Below are 19,698 nucleotides of genomic sequence, written 5' to 3'. Positions count from 1 at the left end.
GCAGGTCGTTTCTCAAATATAAAAAGGGGTGATTACGCCAATTTTACATTTACTGCGTTAAGACCTTTCTTGCCTTCTTTCAGCTCGAAAGTTACCGCGTCATTTTCACGAACCTTGTCAATAAGCCCTGTTGCATGAACAAAAACTTCGTTGTTTGATCCGTTTACTTTGATGAATCCAAAACCTTTGGACTCATTGAAGAATTTTACAATTCCACTTTCCATTGTGATGATGATTTTTTGATGAAATGCAAAGGTAACAGGAATAATCGGCTTTGAAAGAATTTTTTTACGTTCCGGGAATATTGTCAATATATTGCTGGTAATCAGTATACTTGCGTAAAATAATATTGCCATGAAAACCCTATTTGACCAGGCCGTTTATGAAGAAATCACCGGCCGCATTCGGAAAATCTCGGAAAACACGACACGAGGATGGGGCAAAATGGAGCCCGCGCAGATGCTCGCGCATTGCTGTGAAGCCATGGAAATGGCCATCGGCGACAAAAAACTTCCACGTTCGGTGATGGGCCGCATACTGGGACCGATGATCAAAAAAAGTTTTCTCAGAGATACACCTTTCAAACAGAATAATCCAACAGCGAAGCAATTCATCATCACCGATAAACGCGAACTGGAAAAAGAAAAACAACGTTTACTCACTTTGACAAAACGTTTTCATGAAGGCGGAGAAAAAAATGCGACAAAACATCCGCACGGATTTTTCGGACACCTCACGCAGAAACAATGGGGAGAAATGCAGTGGAAACATCTCGATCATCATTTAAGGCAGTTTGGAGTGTAGTTGTACGAATTACGAATCAATACGGATATACCTTCCCGGTCATTTCCCTTCCACCGCCAATTGCTTATCTTCATTGTCATTAATAGCCGCCCTAGCCAGCCATTTACACCGATGAAAAATTTTTTATTTTTCTCCATACTCCTCCCTCCATTCTCCATTCTCACTGCGCAGACTTTTTCCGGATCAACAGGAATTGTTCACGACGTGCAGACGAATACTTTCTCCGCGATCGTAAGCGGACTTTCTCCGGCGAACATCGACACGAATACATTCGGGCTTGAAAGTGTGAGGATCAATCTCACGCACACGTGGGACAGTGATCTCGACATCCGCATCATTGCGCCCGACGGAACACAGGGAATGCTCAGCAGCGGAAACGGTGGCAGCGGAGATGATTATACGAATACAGTTTTCACCGACACCGCTTCAACAAACATCGGCAATGGAAATTCTCCTTTCACAGGATATTTTAAACCGCAAGGACAAATGGGTTTGGTGAACAATAATCAGAATGGGAACGGAACGTGGATCCTGCAAGTGACTGATATGGCCGCGCAGGACAGCGGAATGGTTTTAAGCTGGAGCATCACTTTCGGAAATAATCCGGCCACTTATTTTTCATTGTCATCTTCCAATCTTCCGATCGTCATCATCAACACACTCAATTCACAAAGCATTCCCGATTCGCCGAAAATTCAGGCCGACATGGGAATTATCTATAATGGATTTGGAGTGCGGAATTACATGACAGATCCATGGAATAACTATAATGGAAGAATAGGAATTGAACTCCGTGGATCGAGCTCGCAGATGTTTCCTAAAAAAAGTTACGGACTCGAATTGTGGGACACGATGAACTGGCCGCACAATGCTCCGCTCATCAACATGCCTTCGGAAAACGATTGGGCGCTCATTGCAAATTATTCCGATAAATCTCTGATGAATAATAAACTTTCTTACGATCTCTCGAGGGAAATGGGATGGTGGGCGCCCCGCGCGGAAAATGTGGAAGTTGTACTCAACGGAGAATATCAGGGTGTTTATTTGCTCGTTGAAAAAATAAAACGCGATTCAAATCGTGTAAATATTGCACCAATGACGATCACCAACACGAGTGGCGATGCACTCACCGGTGGCTATATAATTAAAATTGACAAAGGAACCGGAACCGGTGGAGGTGGATGGACATCTCCATTCGCACCTGCATCAGCAACTTCAGGACAAACAATATTTTTCCAGTACGACACGCCTTCTGATGTAACTATAAATATTCCGCAGCAGGCGTACATTCAGGCTTACGTTGACAGTTTTGAAACCGCACTCGCCGGGCCGAATTTTGCAAATCCGAATACGGGTTATGCAAAATACATTGATGTGAATTCTTTCATCGATTATTTTTTCGTGAATGAAATGAGTCACAATGTGGATGGTTATCGGTTGAGTACTTATTTGTTCAAAGACCGATACAGTCGCGGAGGAAAATTAGTGATGGGTCCTGTTTGGGATTATGATATTTCGTGGGGCAATGCTAATTACTGCAATGGAAACAATACTGCAGGATGGGCGTACCAGTTCGGAAATTATTGTTCCGGAGATTACTGGCAGATCCCTTTCTGGTGGGATCGTCTCATGCAGGATCCGGCGTTCCGCGATAAAGTCCGTTGCCGCTGGGAAGAATTAAGTCAGACGATTCTATCTCCAACTTATTTGCATAACTATTGCGATTCGATGGCGCTTTACCTCAATGAAAGTGAACAACGGAATTTTTTCGTGTGGCCTACACTCGGAACTTATGTCTGGCCGAATCCATCTCCGATTCCAACTACTTACCAGGGAGAAGTGGATGAGCTGAAAAATTTCATCACCGGAAGATATACATGGCTCGATGCGAATATGCCGGGAACACTGAATGGTTGTAACGTGGCCGGCGTGAATGAAAACTCATCGGGAAATTCAGATGCTGCGTTTCCGAATCCTTTCACCGGTACAGTAAATCTTTCCATTTACCTGCGCGATCCTGCTCCCGTGCACATGGAATTGTACAATTCATTGGGGCAACTTGTTCAGCCGGAGGTTGTATTACAACACAACGGAGGAACACAGACACTTGTTTTCAAAACGGAAGAGGATCTTCCTGCGGGCATGTACCTGCTGCGCATACGCACCGGAAACCTGGTGTGGACACAGGAATTGTCGAAGGCAGAGTAACCCGCGCCTGTTGCGCCTATTCGAAAATTTGAGATTAGAAATTTCGCTGCGGCTATATCGAACGTAGTAGAGCTACTGCCGCCACTGAATTCTGCCTACTGCTTACTGCCTGCTGCTTTCTGATTGGTTCATCACTTCCGTCTGTTTCCTGATCGACGCTTTGTGCAGCAACTGGCAAAGATCCACGATGAGATCGTGATCGATGCCAAGCGATTCTCCTGCTGCTGTTCGTGTTTTTAAAATTTCCAGCCAGCGATCGATCTGCAGAATGGTCACGCCGTGATCCGCTTTGAATTCACCAATACGTTCCACCACATCCATTCTTCTTGCAAACGCCTGGATGAGTTCCTGGTCAATTTCGTCAATGACTTCGCGCAATGTGCGCAGCATGTGCTCGAATCCCGCGTCGCCTATGTACGCGTCGCGCATCACGAGCGATTCGAGTAATTCATCCAATTGGTCGGGCGTGAGTTGTTGCGCGGCATCACTCAGCGCAGTTGCGGGATCACAATGTGTTTCTATCATGAGCCCGTTCATATCGAGATCGAATGCGCGTTGTGCGACCGATGAAATAAGATCTCTTCTTCCGCTGATGTGACTCGGATCGCAGAGAACAGGCAATTGCGGACAAGCTGCTTTGAGATCGATTGCCAGTTCCCACATCGGTGCATTACGGTATTGCGTTTTCACCGCAGTGTGAAATCCGCGGTGAATAGCGCCGAGTTTTTTTATTCCTGCGCGATTCACACGTTCAAGAGCGCCTTTCCACAATGGAAGATCGGGATTCACCGGATTTTTTACGAGAACAGGAATATCAATTCCCTTCAGCGCATCTGCAATTTCCTGCACAGAAAAAGGATTCACTGTTGTGCGCGCACCAATCCACAACACATCGATGCCATATTTCAAAGCGAGTTCCACATGTTCTGTTGTCGCTACTTCGATGGTGACAGGAAGACGGAATTCTTTTTTTACGCGCTGCAGCCACTTCAATGCTTCTTCTCCCATTCCTTCGAATGAACCGGGACGCGTTCTCGGTTTCCACACGCCCGCGCGGAAGAGGTTTACTTTTCCGAGTGATGAAATGTCTCTTGCAGTTTCCATTACCTGCATTTCACTTTCAGCACCGCACGGGCCTGCAATAATGAGTTTTCTTTTTGCAGAAGGAAACCAGGCAGACAACGGAAGAAGATCAAGTTCGAGCGGAGTGATTGCCATAAAGTAAAGTTAAGAAATGTGCTAATGTGTGAATGAATTTCCAATCACATATTAGCACATTATTGTTTCTGCCGCGATTTGATCTCCTGCATGGCATCGCGGTAAATTCTGCGCAGTACTCTCCGCTCTATTTTATCCGGAAAAGTAATAGTGGTGGTGTGTGGCGTGAAAAATCTGCCTTTCCCGATCGGCTCTTCGCGTAATTTTTCTTCATCGTGTGCAGCAGCCGACACCGGAACTGCATACCCGTAAGCATCTTCTATGATCGCGTTCATATTCACCTCAATTCTATGAATGTAATACCATGTGGTATCGTGTGGGAAAGCACTATCTACCCTGAATTGGGCGTCCACTGTTTCTTCAAAATTGCAGGACGTGATCTCCAAGGTCCATTCTCCATTGGCATCCACGACCTTCACATCATTCCCTTTGCCGGCGAATTGATTTTTCAATTGCGTGATCACCTCAGTTCTTTTATCAGCAGAATCGGAAGGATTGTAATATTTTTCATCAGCGGGAGCGTGAATATTAAATTGCATTATGGAATCATTCACATTAAGCGTGATGTCGTGATCAAGATTTCTTGCGCAGGATGAAAAAAGAAATGTGCTGATAAAAAATACAGAGAGGAGCAGCGGGGAACGCATGAGTGGCAGAGTTGTTTACTTTATAATGCGTTCGTTAGTGAAAAGTTATTTTTTATTCCATTGAATTCATATCCGGTAAAATTACCGCTACAAGTGGAGTTCTTTTATTTGTATTCATTGAGCAGCACATCAATATCCACCATCAACCGATTCACTTCGTTCGGATCGAGTCCATCATACAATCCACGGATGTGCCCGGTTTTATCCACGAGCGCAAAATTCTGTGAATGAACAAAATCTTCTTTTCCACCGTCACCTTTCGTATCGGAAATCAAATACGACCTTCTTGCAAGATCATACAATTCTTTTTTATCGCCCGTCACAAAATGCCATTGTGTTTCATCCGCATTACGTTGTGCCGCATAAGCAGCGAGAACCGGAACGGAATCTCTTTCCGGATTTACCGTATGTGAAATGAACTGAACTTCTTTATTGCCTTTGTATTTCGCATACACGCGCCCCATCTGGTCATTCATATGCGGACATATTCCTTTGCAACTCGTGAAGAAAAAATTCACCACGCAAATGGAATTTTTAAAATCGGCACGAGTAATTATTTTTCCGGATTGATCGGTAAGTGAAAAATCATACACCACGTGGCGGCCGAGTGAGTCGTTATGATTCTGCAGCGATGTTTCAACGGGCCCGAAATAATTAAGCGTGCGCACTTTTCCATGAAAGAAAAAATACCCGGCAATGAGCAGGCCGGCTGCAGTTACAAGAAGAATAAGATTGACGAACTGTTTTTTCATAGCGCAAAGTTACAGCAATTGGTTATGCATAAAAATCTAATTTGCCCGGTCATTCTGTCAATGATAATAGCTGTAAGAATATTTCCGCGACCATTTAGTGTAGTCGTTGATATTTTCAGCCATGAAGCGCGAGGAATAATGATAAACAGAAGGCAAACCATCTTTATTGTATTCCCAGCTTTCTTCGATCAGCGGTTTATCCACCGGGTCAAATTCTTTGTAATTGATCTTATTTGTCAGCCGTCCTAATGAGTCGTAACGGAAAAAATAAATATCCATGGTATCCGTTTCAAACCATTCTTCCTCCATCACGAGCCAGTTTTTCTTATTGTAGAAAAAAAGTATTTCGTGTCGTTGCGAAGAATCGGCGTTCAATTTAACCTGAGAGGAAAGATCGCCATGCGGCGTGTACGTGTAAGTAGTGATCCCGTCATTTTCAATTTTCCGGCTGCGTCTCCCGGCGTTATCATGTTCTACAGTAGCAACAGTTGTGTAATTTCCATCGGTGAGAATGTTCGTGATCTGCACACATTGAGTGTCGTTGTAATCGTAACGTATGATGAAATCAGCGCGGTCTTTCCGGAGATGATCATATTCGGTGAGACACCCGCGATCATTGAAATAATATTTTATCCCGGAACGGTTCGGTCCCCCTGACGAAGAAGAGACCAATCGTCCTTCCCTGTCGAATAGGGAAAAATCGACCGATTCATTTCTCCCGCTCACATTCATTTTTTTCAGCAGCATTTGTTCCGTGAATGGATGCGCATTTGCATTCGCAACTTTCATTTCAAGATCTGCATAATCTGTATCGTGGTGAATGACTGCATTCACAATGGGAGCAGGAATATTATTTGTTCCGTGATCTTTTTTTTATTGCTGCCAATGGCGCAGGAAAGTAACAGGGAAGAAGAGAAAGAGAAGAGAATTATTTTCCGCATGATCTGCATTCTGGCTCTAAAAAAAATCCCCGCATCATTTTCAGAGGCGGGGAAAGTGGAATGAATAAAAAAATCAGGAACGTTTCGGTTTTCCTGTTCCGGATGTTCCCGTGCTGGAACTTCCTGTTCCGGATTTTGTTTCGGGGACAGCAGGAATTGGTTTAGGATCCATTGGTGATCCGGAAACTACTTTTCCCGCTGCGTATTTCACGGTGCCGGAAGTTTTTCCATCCTCACTCATTTGTTTCCAGGAACCGTCGCGCTGGCCGTGAACGAATTTTCCGGTCTCATAAACTTTCCCGCTTTCATAAGTGGTGGTCCACACTCCTTCTTCGAGATTGTGTACGTAGTTGCCTTTCGTTTTCACTTTTCCATTTTCGTAGTATTCCACGTACGCGCCTTCCATGTCATTTTTCATGTACATCACTTCACTCGATTTATTTCCATTCTCATAATAGGTAGTCATTTTTCCTTCGAGCGAACCGCCTTTGTAATTCGATTCTGTATTCAGTTTTCCATCGGTGTAATACCATTTTGCTACACCATCGCGTTTGCCGTCCACAAAATATCCTTCTTCCTGCACTTTATTATTGTTGTTGTAGATCTTGCGGTTGCCGTTCAGTTTCCCATTCTTATAAACCTCTTCCGTTTTCACGCGCCCGCCTGTGAAAAATGTGCGGCGTAATCCGTCGAGTGAATCATCAATGAAATTTTCCTGGCGAAAAATATATCCCGCACGATCGATGCCGAGAGAAACGCCATTCTTTTTTCCGTTGTGATAATTTTCAACGAAAGCAGGCATTGGAGTTCCCACGGGGTAAGCCATCCAGGTTCCTTCGCGCTTGCCGGCCATATAATTTCCTTCCCAGTCGTAAGCGCCCGTCTTTTCGATCCAGAAACCGGATTTCTGCCCGTTCGCATCTGTTTTATTGGTGTCACCGGCAGCAAGGCCCGGATCGAATTTGAAAAAATAATTTCGTGCAGAAATGCTATTCACACCGGTGAATAACAAGGTGGTCACAGCAATAACGCGGCCGATAGAGATCAGATTTTTCATGAGAGTTGTATAACAATGATTGCAAGCGCTCCATTATTAAAAACGGAGCATTTGCAAGGCATTCCCGATGCTCAGTCTGATTCATTTGAATGTCAAAAAGTTTCCTGTTTCGCATTTAGTATCTTATTCGGAATAAACTCTAATGAAAATTTTGCTTTTTAACCTTACCGTTCAAAAACTTTATCCACGTTCTTCGAGTTCAGAATATCATCGGGTGTAACCATGGGGGTGTCAAGCGGAAAATTCCCATTGTATTTTTCATAGAATTTCTTTTTCACTTCCGGTTCGGTGAAATGCAATTCAGAAAATTTCCTGGTATCGCATAACAAAACGCCGAGTGAAGTGTGATAGATCTTGTAAATGAGTTCGGAACTGTACATCGCATCGTCGCCCCACGAAAAGTAAGGATCGTTGGGAATGCCTTTGTAGGTTTTAGCTGCCTCTTTCAGTTTTTTCGTGCGCGTGGCATCAAGATAAATTTTTGCATTTTTTATACGCGCTACAGCCACATGTTTTCCATCACCACGATTCACCCAATCGGAAAGGGGAGTTGCTTTCACCGAATCGCCCACTTCGATCACCATGTAAAGATTGTCGCGCGGGCGCTGGAAGATCATTCCCATGTTATTGTATTTCGACCCGGTAGCGGTCGTGAAAAATTTCCCATTGGCATCCGAGGTCATTTGAAAAATAAGATCGCCTTCCTGTACCGGGGGAAGCGCCGTGAGATGCGTTGTATCGTTCTTCACCGTGTTGTTGGCGGCATTATCCTTCGTCGATTTCTGCAATGCTGCAAATGCAGAATCAATAGTGAAGGTTTGTTGTTTTTCCTTCTGCGGTTCTTCATCGCAGGCAAGGAAAAAATTAATAAGCAGCAGAACTGCAATAATATTTTTCATAGCCATTTTTTTCTTCGGAAATAGATGATGAGTGAAACGGTGATGGCGATCATGATGCCCCACACAATGAAATATCCGGAATGCTGATCGAGTTCGGGCATGTATTTGAAATTCATTCCATACACGCCGGCAATGAATGTCAATGGAACAAAAATAGTGGTGATGATGGTGAGCGTTTTCATTACTTCATTCATGCGGTTGCTCACGCTCGACATGTACAGGTCCATCATTCCCGAAAGAAGATCGCGGTAAGTTTCCACGGTGTCTATCACGCGTATCGTGTGATCGTGCGCATCACGCAGGTAAACGGAAGTGTTCTCGCCCACCAATGGCGACTCGCTGCGTTCGAGATTACCGATAAGTTCACGCATAGGCCACACGGCTTTTCGGATGTAAACCATCTGCCGTTTGAGGTGATGCAGGTGATGAAGCGTTTCGGGATTCGGATTGTCCACTAAAATATCTTCCAGCGTTTCCACTTCATCACCGATTTTTTCCAGCACATTGAAATAAGAATCGATCACCGCATCGAGCAATGAATAGGCGAGATAATCGGCTTTACATTTCCTGATCCTTCCTTTTCCCATTCGCAAACGTTCGCGGATAATATCGAACACATCGCCACCTTCAGCTTCCTGGAAAGAGATCACGGTTTCATCGCTGAGAAGAAGAATGGACAACTGTTCGGCAACGAGCGCATCTTCCGTTTCTTCACGGATCTTCGCATCTTCGAAGATCATTTTCATGATCGTCACAATGTAATTATCGAAGTCTTCGAATTTCGCACGCTGATTCGTATTCGCAATATCTTCAAGCGTGAGCGGGTGAATATTGAACAGCGTTCCTATCTTCTGGATGATTCCCGTATCGTGTACGCCATCTACGTTTATCCATTTCACCAATCCCGATTTCACATGCGAAAGACATTCATCAATGTCAAAAAATTCGCGCTCAAAAAATTCCTGTTCATTGTATTCGATAAGTGTAATGCGCACTTTATCCCTCGTTTCTCTTCCGAGATACACGAGCGTTCCCGGAGGAGCGCCTGATTTGATGGATAAATGCTGCATAGTACGAAATACGAAGATGTACGAAAGTACGAAAAGGATAAATTATAAAATTAAAGTAGCATTTTCTCAGGGAACTTTTAGTACATCTTCCAATTTCGTTCTACTAATTCGATTTGTTTTTTTTCGTTTTGTCGGGAATATTAAAATCAACGATTTCTTTGAGTTCAATTTTTAAAACCTTCGAGATCTGATAAAGCATACAAATGGTGACATTATTTTCTCCTCGTTCTACACGACCGATTTGTTTTCCGGAATTTCCAACTTCGAAACCGAGTTCTTCCTGAGTCATGCCTTTTCTAATGCGAAGCTCCCTGATTTTAATGCCAAGCGCTTTAAGAAACGGTTTATCATGGATATTTTGCACATACAATGATCAATTTGTACAAAAAATCTCGAAAGCCCATATATGGGCTAAATTCTTTTTTATATGTTTGGCAAACGAATTAATCAATGTCCCCCGTTGATTGATTCGGATGATGAAAGAGGAGTACGGTGAGGAATAGTTGCAGTGTAAATGCACACGTACAGTGAAGCTGAAAATTTGCGGACGATTTTTTTCGGTTTACCGGAAAGAGTGGGGGTGAATATTTTTTATGAGAACGAAAATAATTTCCAGGGCAGGAATGCTTTGGAATGAAACTATAGTAATTGTATAACCTCAAAACCAAAACACATGAAAACAAATCTCCCAGCTGTAAAATTATTTTCGAGAACGACAATTCTTATTTTCGAATGTCTGACGTTTACGAATTTGTTTTCGCAACAAAATCAGCTAAAAGTTTTCGAAGACTTCAACACCAGCGTCGGCACGCAGCATTTTTTCCAGAAGAGTGTAACGCGTACCGATGCAAATCATTACGGGTACATGGCAGGCGCAACATACAATACTGCCAATGGAAATTACGATATGCTCGTTGCAAAAGTTTCTCCCGCGGGCGCGCTCGTGTGGGCGCGCTCATTTAACGGCGCAGGAAACGGTGATGACGATGCAGCCGATGTAAGAATTGATGCAAACGGAAATGTGTACATCACCGGATCTGTTTACCAAAACGCCGCCGACAGCAACGATGCGATTATCCGCAAGTACGATTCAAATGGAAATTTACTGTGGTCTCAGATTTACAATGGCGCTTCTTCGCACAACGATGGAACAGTAAATTTGGTTTTGACAACAAATTTCGTTTACGCCGTTGGTTCTACTTATGCGGGCAGCACAAACAATTATGATTTTCTCGCGCTCAAATATTCTACCGCCGGAACTTTTCAGTGGGCAGGAACGTGGAACGATGCGAATTTAAACGACGGCGGAGTGCGCGCAACAGTAAACAATAATTTTCTCACTGTTGCCGGAGCAGCACAAACAACTTCTTTAAAATACAAATATGCAGTGGTGAAATTCAGAGTGTCGGACGGATTAGTGCAGAATTCACATACCAGCGGAGGAAACCAGGCCATTGCATTTGACAAGATCACCGATTTGCAGGAAGATGCAAGCGAAAATATTTATGTAACGGGCGGCGTTATGAATTCAGGACAGGGATTTGATTATAGAACAGAAAAGCTCGACAGCGCGCTCACACAGCAATGGGCTGTTACGTACAACGGCGCGGCAAATCTTGATGACATTGCAAGCGGAATTTATCTCGATTCGCTCAACAATGTAATCGTAACCGGATTTTCAACAACAACATCGCAGGGGAAAAATTATGTCACGATAAAATATGACAACAGCGGAAATCAGCAATGGGTGAGTTCATTTAACGGCGCCGCAAACGGAAATGATTCTGCAACTGCAATTGCCGTGAAAGGAACGGACCGAATTTACGTCACGGGTTATAGTTTCAATGGTACAACAAATGATTATTATACATTGCGTTACGACGGGAACGGAAATTTAGTCTGGCAAATTAATTTCAACAGCATTGTGAATGGAAACGATCAGGCCACCGATATTGCGAATGATGTTCCTGGAGTGATTTGGGTGGTGGGGCAAACTGCAGCCGATTCGGGAAAATTTCAATATACAACCGTGAGATACATTGAGAAAGGAGTAACGCTCGTTCACGACACAATTACAGCCACATCAAGTTCGTTTGTTTTTACGGAAAATAAAGATCAGTTACTAAACACAAACGGAGCTGCAATTCCCCAGGAGAAATTTTACACTATTCACGGAGCGCCGAATGTCTATTTTTCCGATACGGCAATCTCGTATGTTTTCGCTAAATTAGATTCATCGTCCGCGCACCATGATACGCTCGCCCGCGTGGACATGAAATACGAAAATGCGAATGCCAATTTAAAAGTACGATCGATGGAAGTGCGCGATGATTATGAAAATTTTTTTCTCGGGCATATTCCCGAAGGAAGAAGTTATGTGCGCAATTACGATAAGCTGATTGATTTTGAGGTGTGGAATAATGTGGATGTGATGTACGGAAGTAATCTGCGCGGACTGAAAACCTATTTTATTTGCAAACCTGGCGGCGGCGGAAATTCTGCAACTGAAGTTGATTTAAAATTTGAAGGAGCAGATAGCGTACGAATAGATTACGTGGGCGAACTTCACATTTACACACAGCTCGGAGAAATAATTCAACCGCGGCCGGCAGCGTGGCAAATTGATGCGGGCGGAAATTTTGTTGCATTAAACTGGCAACCGTTCTACTCGATGATCGGCGTAAACGAAATAAGCTTTTCAAACTTCGGTTCGTTCAACACGGCGCTGCCATTGGTAATTGCAACGGATTGGGGGCATTTAAGTCCACAGAACATCCAGAATATTGAATGGAGTTCTTATTACGGTGCCGGCGGAAATAATCTGAAAGGAGAATTCCGCGATGTGAAAGTGACGAAAGATGGACATGTTTTAGTTTGCGGATTTTCAAACGCGTTTTTTTTTCCATTATCAACTCCCCATTTTTACGGTCCAAGTTCTCTGGGAGGTTCAGATGGAACAGTGGTGAAGTTTAAAAAGAGTGGTGAAAGAGAATGGGCAACGTTTTATGGAGGAAATATTGATCAATCAGGAAGTAATTACGCTTTTGACGAGGTGACAAGTGTTGATGAAGATTCTGTTGGTAATGTTTTCTTTACTGGTAACACTCAGAGTACTGATTTTCCACTTCATCATTGGGGAAGTGCATATTATGACAGTACAAATACATGCACAGGTGGCGGTTGTGTAAAATCGGATGTGTTCCTTGCTCAATTGGATGCAAGTGGTCAAAATCAGATTTGGTCAACTTATTACGGGGGCAACGGCACGGATTATGGTTTGAAATTGCGTGTTTCAAAATCCAATGGCAATATTTACGTTGTTGGTATTTGCGAATCAGATTTCCCCCTTGATTCTTCCTCTGCATATTGGAATTCACATTATGGAAATGGGTTTATTCTTCGTTTTAATGCTGTTGGCGTAAGGAAATGGGCAACAAAAATCGGTTCCGCGGACTCACCCACTATTTTCTCGGACAACACTGTGGGATTGGTGATTGATAAGAGTGGAGATATTGTAGTAACAGGTGCAGTTGTTGATGCAAATGGGTTTCCCATAAAACATAATTTATGTACAGATTCGAGCAACGTCAGTTTCCCGGGTGGCGTTCTTTCAGCATACGTGACGAAATTTACAGGAGAAACAAATGATTTAGTTTGGAGTACATTTTATGGCGAGCAGATAGAAGATTATTCGTGGAATGTTATAGCAGATTCTTCGCTCAACTATTATATAACAGGCCAAACTTTTGCAGGAAACGTTCTTCATCTCGTAAACCCCGGTGGCGGTGCTTATTTTCAAAATAGTGGCGGTGGAGGTAAAGATGCCTTCATTGCTGAATTTGATAATAATGGTTGCCTGATTTGGTCGACTCTATATGGGGGTTCAGGTAATGAGCAAGGATTTGCTCTTGCCATCGATTCATTACAAAATTTGTATTTAGCCGGAAATACTTCGAGTAACAATCTTCCTTTTGCAAATCCTAATTTGAGCAGCGCATACGTTGATGCAACGTATAACTTTTCCGGTGATGACGGCTTTATAAATTGTTTTCAAAATGGGACACACCAACAGATCTGGACTACATATTTTGGAAGAGATATTATTTTTCCATGGGCGCTTGCAACCAGCAGCGATACCACTTTATATTTTGCAGGCCAGGTAATCGCTAGTGGCCCAGGTGCTATTCCATTGGATAATGGCGGAGGGCCTCCGGTTTGGTATCAGGATACTGTGAATGCCTTCACTGGCTGGATTACCCGCTTTGATATTAATCCAACTATTGTTGGAATTCCCGAATTATCAAGTGCGAATCAGTTGAGTCTAAATATTTTTCCAAATCCATCGCAGAATGTATTCTGGATCGCCGGGAATATTAATACAGCATACCCAATTAGCATTGAAGTTTTTGATCTGCTCGGGCAGGCAATTTATTCTGAAAATATTTCCCCTTGCTCGGTATTGAGACATGAAATCAATCTTGAAAACTGCTCGAACGGTATTTATGTAGTTCATTTAAAAACCGGAGAAAAAATATTTACGCAAAAAATAATTATTCAAAGGTGAAAACAACTCGACAACTGTTCTTGTTTTTTCTGTACACGCCGTGCTGTTTTGCGCAGCATTGGGATTCACTTTATGGTGGAGTCAATAGAAATATTACTTGTCTTTATGCAGATTCTATAAGCAATCGACTTTTCGTTGGAGGAATATTTACGGAAGTAAATCGGGATACCATTTGGGGAATAGCTACATGGAACGGTAATCAATGGGACTCCCTGAAAAGTGGAATCGATAATTCTTCAATCGGAAATATGCCCGGCAGTACCTGGGCTATCGCTCGCTATGGCAACTATATTTATGTGGGAGGAAATTTTTCACTGGCAGGAAACCTGAATACACCAAAAATGGCAAGATGGGATGGATCACAATGGGATTCTATTCCCGGCGGCCCGCCAAATTCAGCAGTGGACGATATTATTATTTATAACAACGAATTATATATTTCTGGTGTATTTAATATGGTTGGAAATACCCCGGCAAATGAAATCGCAAAATGGAATGGCACTTCATGGCAGGATGTCGGAAATAACTATAATTTCAACGGATATGTTTCCGAAATGATTTTTTATAATGGCAACTTATACATCGCTGGTTTTTTTGACGATCCGTTTGGTAACACCTGCCACATTGCAGAGTGGAATGGAAGTAATTGGCAGTTTATGACCAGTGCCTTACAGGGAAGTGTTGCTGATGTTTGGGATATGGAGGTTTACAATAATGAACTATTTGTTTCCGGTCTTTTTTATTCATCCGATGGAAACCCGGCTAATAGTATTATGCGATGGAACGACACAACCTGGAATGCGGTTGGGGGCAGCGTTCAGATTGGGAGTTTAAATCCGTTCCCTGTTGTAAAAAAAATGTGTGTACACAATGGAAAATTATTCTGCGCAGGAAATTTTGAAAAAATAGGAGGAGTCCCTGCAATGGGTTTGGCTTCATGGGACGGAGATAATTGGTGCGGTTTCAATACTTTTTTTAGCAATGCATTGCTGCAATATGACGGCGCCGACCAGATAACTTTTTTTAATGATTCCATGTATGTTTCGGGCCCATTTTTACAAACCGACAGCACCCCTGCAAATTATAATTACATCGCCAAATGGATCGGCGGAAATTATGTAGATACCTGCGGAGTAATTTCAACAGGAATAAATCAATCGGAGAATTCAGAATCAGCGTTTAATATTTTTCCGAACCCGGCAAATGATCTTTTAACTATACAATTGAAAAATCTGCAAGAAAAAAATGTTGATATAAAAATTCTTGATGTGCTGGGCCAAACCGTTATTGAAAAGAAAGAAGATGTTTCTCAAAGCGCAGTATCACCCGGTGAATTGGAAGAAAGGATTAACGTTTCGGGCCTGAGCGCGGGTGTGTACTTCGTGCGCGTGTGTGTCGGCGAGATGGCGTTTACGCAAAAAATAATTATTCAAAGGTGAAAAAAACAGTACTGTTATTTTCTTTTGTTCTATTACAATGTTGTGTTGCAGCACAACACTGGCAGGCACTTTTGGGATGGCCCAACAGGTTTATTGCGTGCCTGTATCCCGATTCGGTTAATGATAAATTATATTTTGGCGGAGACTTTTCGTTCGTAAACGGGGAGCATATTCGTGGCATTGGTTCGTGGAATGGTACGCAATGGGATTCTCTTGGAGCGGGAACGGATGAATTTAATTCGGTCAGCTACCCGAATAATACGCTGGCACTTTGCAGATACAACAATGAAATCCTTGCGGGCGGGGCATTTACAGAAGTTGATACCATCTATTCTCATTTTTTAGCACGATGGAATGGTAGCCAATGGGATTCAATGTGGGGAGGACAACAACCAAATTCCGTTGTTGACGACATTAAGGTTTACAATAACGAGTTATATATCTGTGGCCCTTTCGACAGTATTGGTAATGTTCCTGCGGATTGTATTGCTAAATGGAATGGAGTCGCATGGCAATGTATCGGAAGTAATTACCATTTTTCTGCAAATGCAAGTTTATTATCTAAAATAGATTTTTATCACGGCAATCTATACGCAGCAGGAATGTTTCTTGACCCGCAAGGAAATATTTGTCGTTTTGCAAAATGGGATGGGATTAACTGGTATTTTTTTTCAAATGAAATTCACGGCGGATTCTGTCAAATAGACGACTTGCAGGTTTTCAATAACAAACTTTATGTTGGTGGATTATTTTTTGCTTCAGATGGGAATGCCGGAACTGGTATTATCAGTTGGAACGACACGGCATTTAATGCAGTCGGCGGAAGCGTTCAGATAGGGATTAACAATTCTTTCCCGACGGTAAAAGATATGTGTGTGCATAATGGGAAATTATATTGTGCCGGAAACTTTGAAAAAATAGGCGGGGTGATAGCCGATGGTCTTGCTGTTTGGGATGAAACGCAGTGGTGTACATTTGGATCAACTTTTAACGCAGGAATTGGCAGTGTGGAATTTTATCACGACACAATGTATGTTGGCGGAGGATTTATTCAGTTGGACACTTCGAGCATTTCTAATTTGGCCAAATGGATCGGCGGAAATTATGTAGATACCTGCGGAGTAATTTCAACAGGAATAAATCAATCGGAGAATTCAGAATCAGAGTTTAATATTTTTCCGAACCCGGCAAATGATATATTAACTATACAATTGAAAAATCTGCAAGAAAAAAATATTGACATAAAAATTTATGATGTGCTGGGCCAAACAGTAATTGAAAGAAAAGAAAATAATTTGTCCATCTCTTCTTCCGGAGAATTACAGGAACAGATCAATGTTTCGGGCTTGGGCGCGGGAGTGTACTTAGTGTGTGTGCATGCGGGTGAAAATATTTTTTCGCAGAAAATAGTAATACAACGCTGAAGAGTTTTTCGGTAATCTCCTTAATGACCGCCTTCCATTACTATCACAATTTCTCCCTTCACTGTTTTCGCTGAGAAATGCGCGATCGCTTCATTCACCGTTCCCCGAAAATTTTCTTCAAACATTTTTGTGAGTTCGCGCGAAATACAAACGGCACGATCTGCACCGAAATGTTCTTTGAATTCTTCGAGCGCTTTTACCAGCCGGAAAGGCGATTCGTAAAAAACCATCGTGTGCTTTTCCTCTGCCAACTCTTTCAGTTTTGTTTGCCTTCCTTTTTTCTGGGGAAGAAATCCTACGAACAAAAAAGAATCGCAGGCCAAACCCGATTGCACGAGCGCAGGAACAAATGCAGTCGGGCCGGGAAGGCATTCCACTTTCACGCCTGCGCGCACACATTCGCGCACAAGTAAAAATCCGGGATCGGAAATTCCTGGTGTACCTGCATCGCTCACGAGCGCAATCTTTTCTCCTGCAGCAATTCTTGCCACGATCATTTCCACGGTCTTGTGTTCATTGTGCTGATGATGCGGAAATAATTTTGTTTTGATCTCAAAATGTTTTAAAAGATTTCCTGTAGTGCGCGTGTCTTCGGCCAGAATAAGATCCGCCTCCTTTAAAATACGCAAAGCACGAAGCGTAATGTCTTCGAGATTGCCGATCGGAGTGGGAACTAAGTAGAGCATTTTAGTTTTCAGTTTTCGATTTTCGGTTTTCGATTTTCGGTTTTGCTTAACTGAAAACGGTAAACAGAAAACAATAAACAATCAGAGTTGGTCTTCCCAATCCGTAAAATCTCTCAGCAGTTTAAACAGGTCTTCGAATTTTGACAGTGGCAATGTTTCTCTTCTGTCGCACGTATCATGGTAAGCTTTTATTCCGCCAAGTGTGTAAATGTAAAAGCAGCGAACTTTCATTTCGGTGAAACAATAATGATCGCTGATCATCGCCTTCCCTCTCGGATTTACTTTCGCAAGATAATTGCCATTGGTATTCAGCGCCTGTAATTTTTTGAATTCCGGTTGAAATTCAGTTGCATTCACCACGGTGATTCCTTCGTCGCCGGTTCCGAGAATATCCATGTTCACCAGAAATTTTATTTCTTTAAGCGGGAACAAAGGATGTTGCGTGTAATAATAACTTCCGAGCAAACCCACTTCTTCTCCACTGAATGCCATGAATGCAATGGAGCATTTCGGTTTGTGTTCAGGATTGGAATAATAGCGCGCCAATGAAAGTAACATGGCTATTCCGCTTGCATTATCATTCGCGCCGGGAAAAAAAGTATTCTTTCCCATTTGCCCGAGATGATCATAATGCGCAGTGAATACCATAAACGAATCGGGATTCACACTTCCTTTCACATAGCCGATCACATTCTGTGAAGTATATTTTTTCAGAAATTTTGCTTTCACATTTATCGAGAGAGCAGTAATGTGTTTGTACGAATAAGCGATCTCAAGAACGGGAACCGTGGTTTGTATCATAGACATATCCCACGGAGAAAGTTTCGTACACGTCTCTGTCATTGAATTCTTCTTTTCCGGAATGAGAATGCCCCTCACGTTTACCGGGTGCAACACAAAATCCGTCATGTACCGAAGCATCGCGCGATTGCGAACGCCATTCGTATCCACCATCACAAAACTTTTTTTCAGATCCGATTTTTTAAATGCATCTAATTTTGCATCATCATAAACAATGGCCGAATCGAGCATCGTTACTTTAAATTTTCCTTTCACCGACGGTGACTGGCACTGCACGAGAAATTCTTCTCCCGGAACCGGTTTCTCATTATGCCCGTCGGGAAACGTAACAGAAAGATCGAGCGCACCAGGAAATGTATTGATGGGAAAAGAAAAATTCTGCGTGTAAAGCCCTGCGATGTTGAACGGAATAAGTCCGAACGATTTGTATTGATCCGAAATATATTTTGCAGCAATTTTATCACCGTTGTTCACGTATCCGCGTCCGTGCATGGACGGAGATGCGAGCGTGTCGATCACCTGCTTCGCATACGCGCGATCCTGCGCAGGCAAAGTAACAGTGCAAAGCAACAGCGGCAGGAGAAAAGAGCAGGAAAATTTTCGGGGCGACATTTTCAATTATGCAAAACGACGTTTGACAACAGCGCGGAAGGAAACAACAGCATCACTTCCGTCTTTCCATTTGTACTCGCTGCTGATCGCGGAAAGAAAAGCAGTTACTTCTTCCAATGAAGAACAGGCGTCGATCTGTTTCAATGCTTCTTCATAAGAGGAAATATTTCCACCGAAGAGTTGTGCGATGAACATGAGTTTTTCATTGAAGCCGATGAGTGTTTTTATTTCCGGTAATTTTTTTCCCGTTTTCTTTTCACTGAAGGGGAACATCACTTTCGGAATGAACTGATCGCCGGGAGGCATTATCGGTTGAATAACAGGGATCTCTTTTGGTGTCTGCGGAATTTCTTTTGCAACCGGAACTTCCACGATCATTCTTTCTTCAATAACGGGTTCCAAATGTTCAAGCGCAGAAATTTTTGAAAGCAGTTCACCCACAAGAAGGCGCAACAAATTCAACTGCACATGATCGGCGGTGGCGAGATATTTTTTCTGAAAGGTGATCTTGTCAATGAGAATTCCAATCTCTTTTCGCAATGCGTCTTTGGTCTCCGCCAGATTTCCCATTAGAAG

General features: G+C 42.8%; 17 protein-coding genes. 5 read left to right on the top strand and 12 right to left on the bottom strand.

Translation table 11 applies throughout. The features are described 5' to 3' along the window. Positions 1 to 32: 32 nt before the first annotated feature. Positions 33 to 224, bottom strand: a complete 192-nt coding sequence (locus tag HY064_02645) for a cold shock domain-containing protein (protein MBI3509533.1) — start codon at positions 222 to 224, stop codon at positions 33 to 35. A 130-nt stretch (positions 225 to 354) separates the two neighbouring features. Between HY064_02645 and HY064_02640 the strand changes: the two genes are divergently transcribed. Together HY064_02640 and HY064_02635 are read left to right on the top strand one after the other, a co-directional pair. After that, the gene (locus HY064_02640; GenBank protein ID MBI3509532.1) at positions 355 to 804 is read left to right on the top strand and encodes a DUF1569 domain-containing protein; all 450 of its coding nucleotides are present in this window, start codon (positions 355 to 357) and stop codon (positions 802 to 804) included. Between the two features lie 111 nt (positions 805 to 915). After that, on the top strand, positions 916 to 3,012 hold the full coding sequence (locus tag HY064_02635) for a CotH kinase family protein (protein ID MBI3509531.1): 2,097 nt from the start codon (positions 916 to 918) through the stop codon (positions 3,010 to 3,012). Positions 3,013 to 3,114: 102 nt separating this feature from the next. On the opposite strand, the gene HY064_02630 is transcribed toward HY064_02635, so the two are convergent. The 8 genes from HY064_02630 to HY064_02595 form a co-directional block, all read right to left on the bottom strand. After that, a complete protein-coding gene (locus tag HY064_02630) occupies positions 3,115 to 4,230 on the bottom strand; it encodes a bifunctional 3-deoxy-7-phosphoheptulonate synthase/chorismate mutase type II (GenBank protein MBI3509530.1) in 1,116 nt (371 codons plus the stop codon). Between the two features lie 59 nt (positions 4,231 to 4,289). Beyond that, positions 4,290 to 4,877, bottom strand: coding sequence for a hypothetical protein (locus HY064_02625; GenBank protein MBI3509529.1), 588 nt, complete (start codon positions 4,875 to 4,877; stop codon positions 4,290 to 4,292). Between the two features lie 104 nt (positions 4,878 to 4,981). After that, entirely contained in the window at positions 4,982 to 5,629 is a 648-nt protein-coding gene (locus tag HY064_02620) for an SCO family protein (protein ID MBI3509528.1), read from the bottom strand. 57 nt (positions 5,630 to 5,686) lie between these two features. After that, a complete protein-coding gene (locus HY064_02615; GenBank protein ID MBI3509527.1) occupies positions 5,687 to 6,463 on the bottom strand; it encodes a hypothetical protein in 777 nt (258 codons plus the stop codon). A 180-nt stretch (positions 6,464 to 6,643) separates the two neighbouring features. After that, positions 6,644 to 7,627: a toxin-antitoxin system YwqK family antitoxin gene (locus tag HY064_02610; GenBank protein MBI3509526.1), complete on the bottom strand. Its 984-nt coding sequence runs from the start codon at positions 7,625 to 7,627 to the stop codon at positions 6,644 to 6,646. 164 nt (positions 7,628 to 7,791) lie between these two features. Beyond that, complete coding sequence (locus HY064_02605) at positions 7,792 to 8,526, bottom strand: hypothetical protein (GenBank protein MBI3509525.1); 735 nt, start codon at positions 8,524 to 8,526, stop codon at positions 7,792 to 7,794. Next, positions 8,523 to 9,596, bottom strand: coding sequence for a magnesium/cobalt transporter CorA (corA, locus tag HY064_02600; GenBank protein MBI3509524.1), 1,074 nt, complete (start codon positions 9,594 to 9,596; stop codon positions 8,523 to 8,525). Before corA ends, HY064_02605 begins: the two co-directional genes overlap by 4 nt. Before the next feature lie 103 nt (positions 9,597 to 9,699). Continuing rightward, on the bottom strand, positions 9,700 to 9,960 hold the full coding sequence (locus tag HY064_02595; GenBank protein MBI3509523.1) for a helix-turn-helix transcriptional regulator: 261 nt from the start codon (positions 9,958 to 9,960) through the stop codon (positions 9,700 to 9,702). Between the two features lie 309 nt (positions 9,961 to 10,269). Between HY064_02595 and HY064_02590 the strand changes: the two genes are divergently transcribed. Genes HY064_02590 through HY064_02580 form a run of 3 tightly spaced genes read left to right on the top strand, consistent with a single transcriptional unit; the run spans position 10,270 to position 17,023 of the window. After that, positions 10,270 to 14,160 (top strand): T9SS type A sorting domain-containing protein, encoded by a 3,891-nt coding sequence (locus tag HY064_02590; protein MBI3509522.1) that lies wholly within the window; start codon positions 10,270 to 10,272, stop codon positions 14,158 to 14,160. Beyond that, positions 14,157 to 15,599, top strand: coding sequence for a T9SS type A sorting domain-containing protein (locus HY064_02585; GenBank protein MBI3509521.1), 1,443 nt, complete (start codon positions 14,157 to 14,159; stop codon positions 15,597 to 15,599). Before HY064_02590 ends, HY064_02585 begins: the two co-directional genes overlap by 4 nt. After that, positions 15,596 to 17,023 carry a T9SS type A sorting domain-containing protein gene (locus tag HY064_02580; GenBank protein ID MBI3509520.1) on the top strand — a complete coding sequence of 476 codons (1,428 nt, stop codon included), beginning with the start codon at positions 15,596 to 15,598 and terminating at the stop codon, positions 17,021 to 17,023. The genes HY064_02585 and HY064_02580 overlap by 4 nt, the downstream gene beginning before the upstream one ends. Before the next feature lie 20 nt (positions 17,024 to 17,043). Here the strand turns inward: HY064_02580 and rsmI are convergent, their stop codons facing one another. The 3 genes from rsmI to HY064_02565 all read right to left on the bottom strand — a co-directional run bounded on the left by rsmI (position 17,044) and on the right by HY064_02565 (position 19,692). Next, positions 17,044 to 17,709, bottom strand: a complete 666-nt coding sequence (rsmI, locus tag HY064_02575) for a 16S rRNA (cytidine(1402)-2'-O)-methyltransferase (protein MBI3509519.1) — start codon at positions 17,707 to 17,709, stop codon at positions 17,044 to 17,046. Positions 17,710 to 17,790: 81 nt separating this feature from the next. Beyond that, on the bottom strand, positions 17,791 to 18,741 hold the full coding sequence (locus HY064_02570) for a M28 family peptidase (protein ID MBI3509518.1): 951 nt from the start codon (positions 18,739 to 18,741) through the stop codon (positions 17,791 to 17,793). Between the two features lie 387 nt (positions 18,742 to 19,128). Further along, the gene (locus HY064_02565) at positions 19,129 to 19,692 is read right to left on the bottom strand and encodes a hypothetical protein (GenBank protein ID MBI3509517.1); all 564 of its coding nucleotides are present in this window, start codon (positions 19,690 to 19,692) and stop codon (positions 19,129 to 19,131) included. Positions 19,693 to 19,698 lie beyond the last annotated feature (6 nt).

It is taken from the genome of Bacteroidota bacterium (assembly GCA_016194975.1).
In the GTDB taxonomy this organism is placed as follows: domain Bacteria; phylum Bacteroidota; class Bacteroidia; order Palsa-965; family Palsa-965.
The sequence above is the reverse complement of the archived record's forward strand: the minus strand, read 5'-3'. Positions and strand labels throughout refer to the sequence as shown.

Coding starts and splice junctions, on each gene's coding strand:
- HY064_02605 (MBI3509525.1), bottom strand. CDS start 8,526: ATGAAAAATATTATTGCAGTTCTGCTGCTTATTAATTTTTTCCTTGCC.
- HY064_02635 (MBI3509531.1), top strand. CDS start 916: ATGAAAAATTTTTTATTTTTCTCCATACTCCTCCCTCCATTCTCCATT.
- HY064_02590 (MBI3509522.1), top strand. CDS start 10,270: ATGAAAACAAATCTCCCAGCTGTAAAATTATTTTCGAGAACGACAATT.
- HY064_02570 (MBI3509518.1), bottom strand. CDS start 18,741: ATGCTCGATTCGGCCATTGTTTATGATGATGCAAAATTAGATGCATTT.
- HY064_02610 (MBI3509526.1), bottom strand. CDS start 7,627: ATGAAAAATCTGATCTCTATCGGCCGCGTTATTGCTGTGACCACCTTG.
- corA (MBI3509524.1), bottom strand. CDS start 9,596: ATGCAGCATTTATCCATCAAATCAGGCGCTCCTCCGGGAACGCTCGTG.
- HY064_02625 (MBI3509529.1), bottom strand. CDS start 4,877: ATGCGTTCCCCGCTGCTCCTCTCTGTATTTTTTATCAGCACATTTCTT.
- HY064_02620 (MBI3509528.1), bottom strand. CDS start 5,629: ATGAAAAAACAGTTCGTCAATCTTATTCTTCTTGTAACTGCAGCCGGC.
- HY064_02630 (MBI3509530.1), bottom strand. CDS start 4,230: ATGGCAATCACTCCGCTCGAACTTGATCTTCTTCCGTTGTCTGCCTGG.
- HY064_02645 (MBI3509533.1), bottom strand. CDS start 224: ATGGAAAGTGGAATTGTAAAATTCTTCAATGAGTCCAAAGGTTTTGGA.
- rsmI (MBI3509519.1), bottom strand. CDS start 17,709: ATGCTCTACTTAGTTCCCACTCCGATCGGCAATCTCGAAGACATTACG.
- HY064_02640 (MBI3509532.1), top strand. CDS start 355: ATGAAAACCCTATTTGACCAGGCCGTTTATGAAGAAATCACCGGCCGC.
- HY064_02565 (MBI3509517.1), bottom strand. CDS start 19,692: ATGGGAAATCTGGCGGAGACCAAAGACGCATTGCGAAAAGAGATTGGA.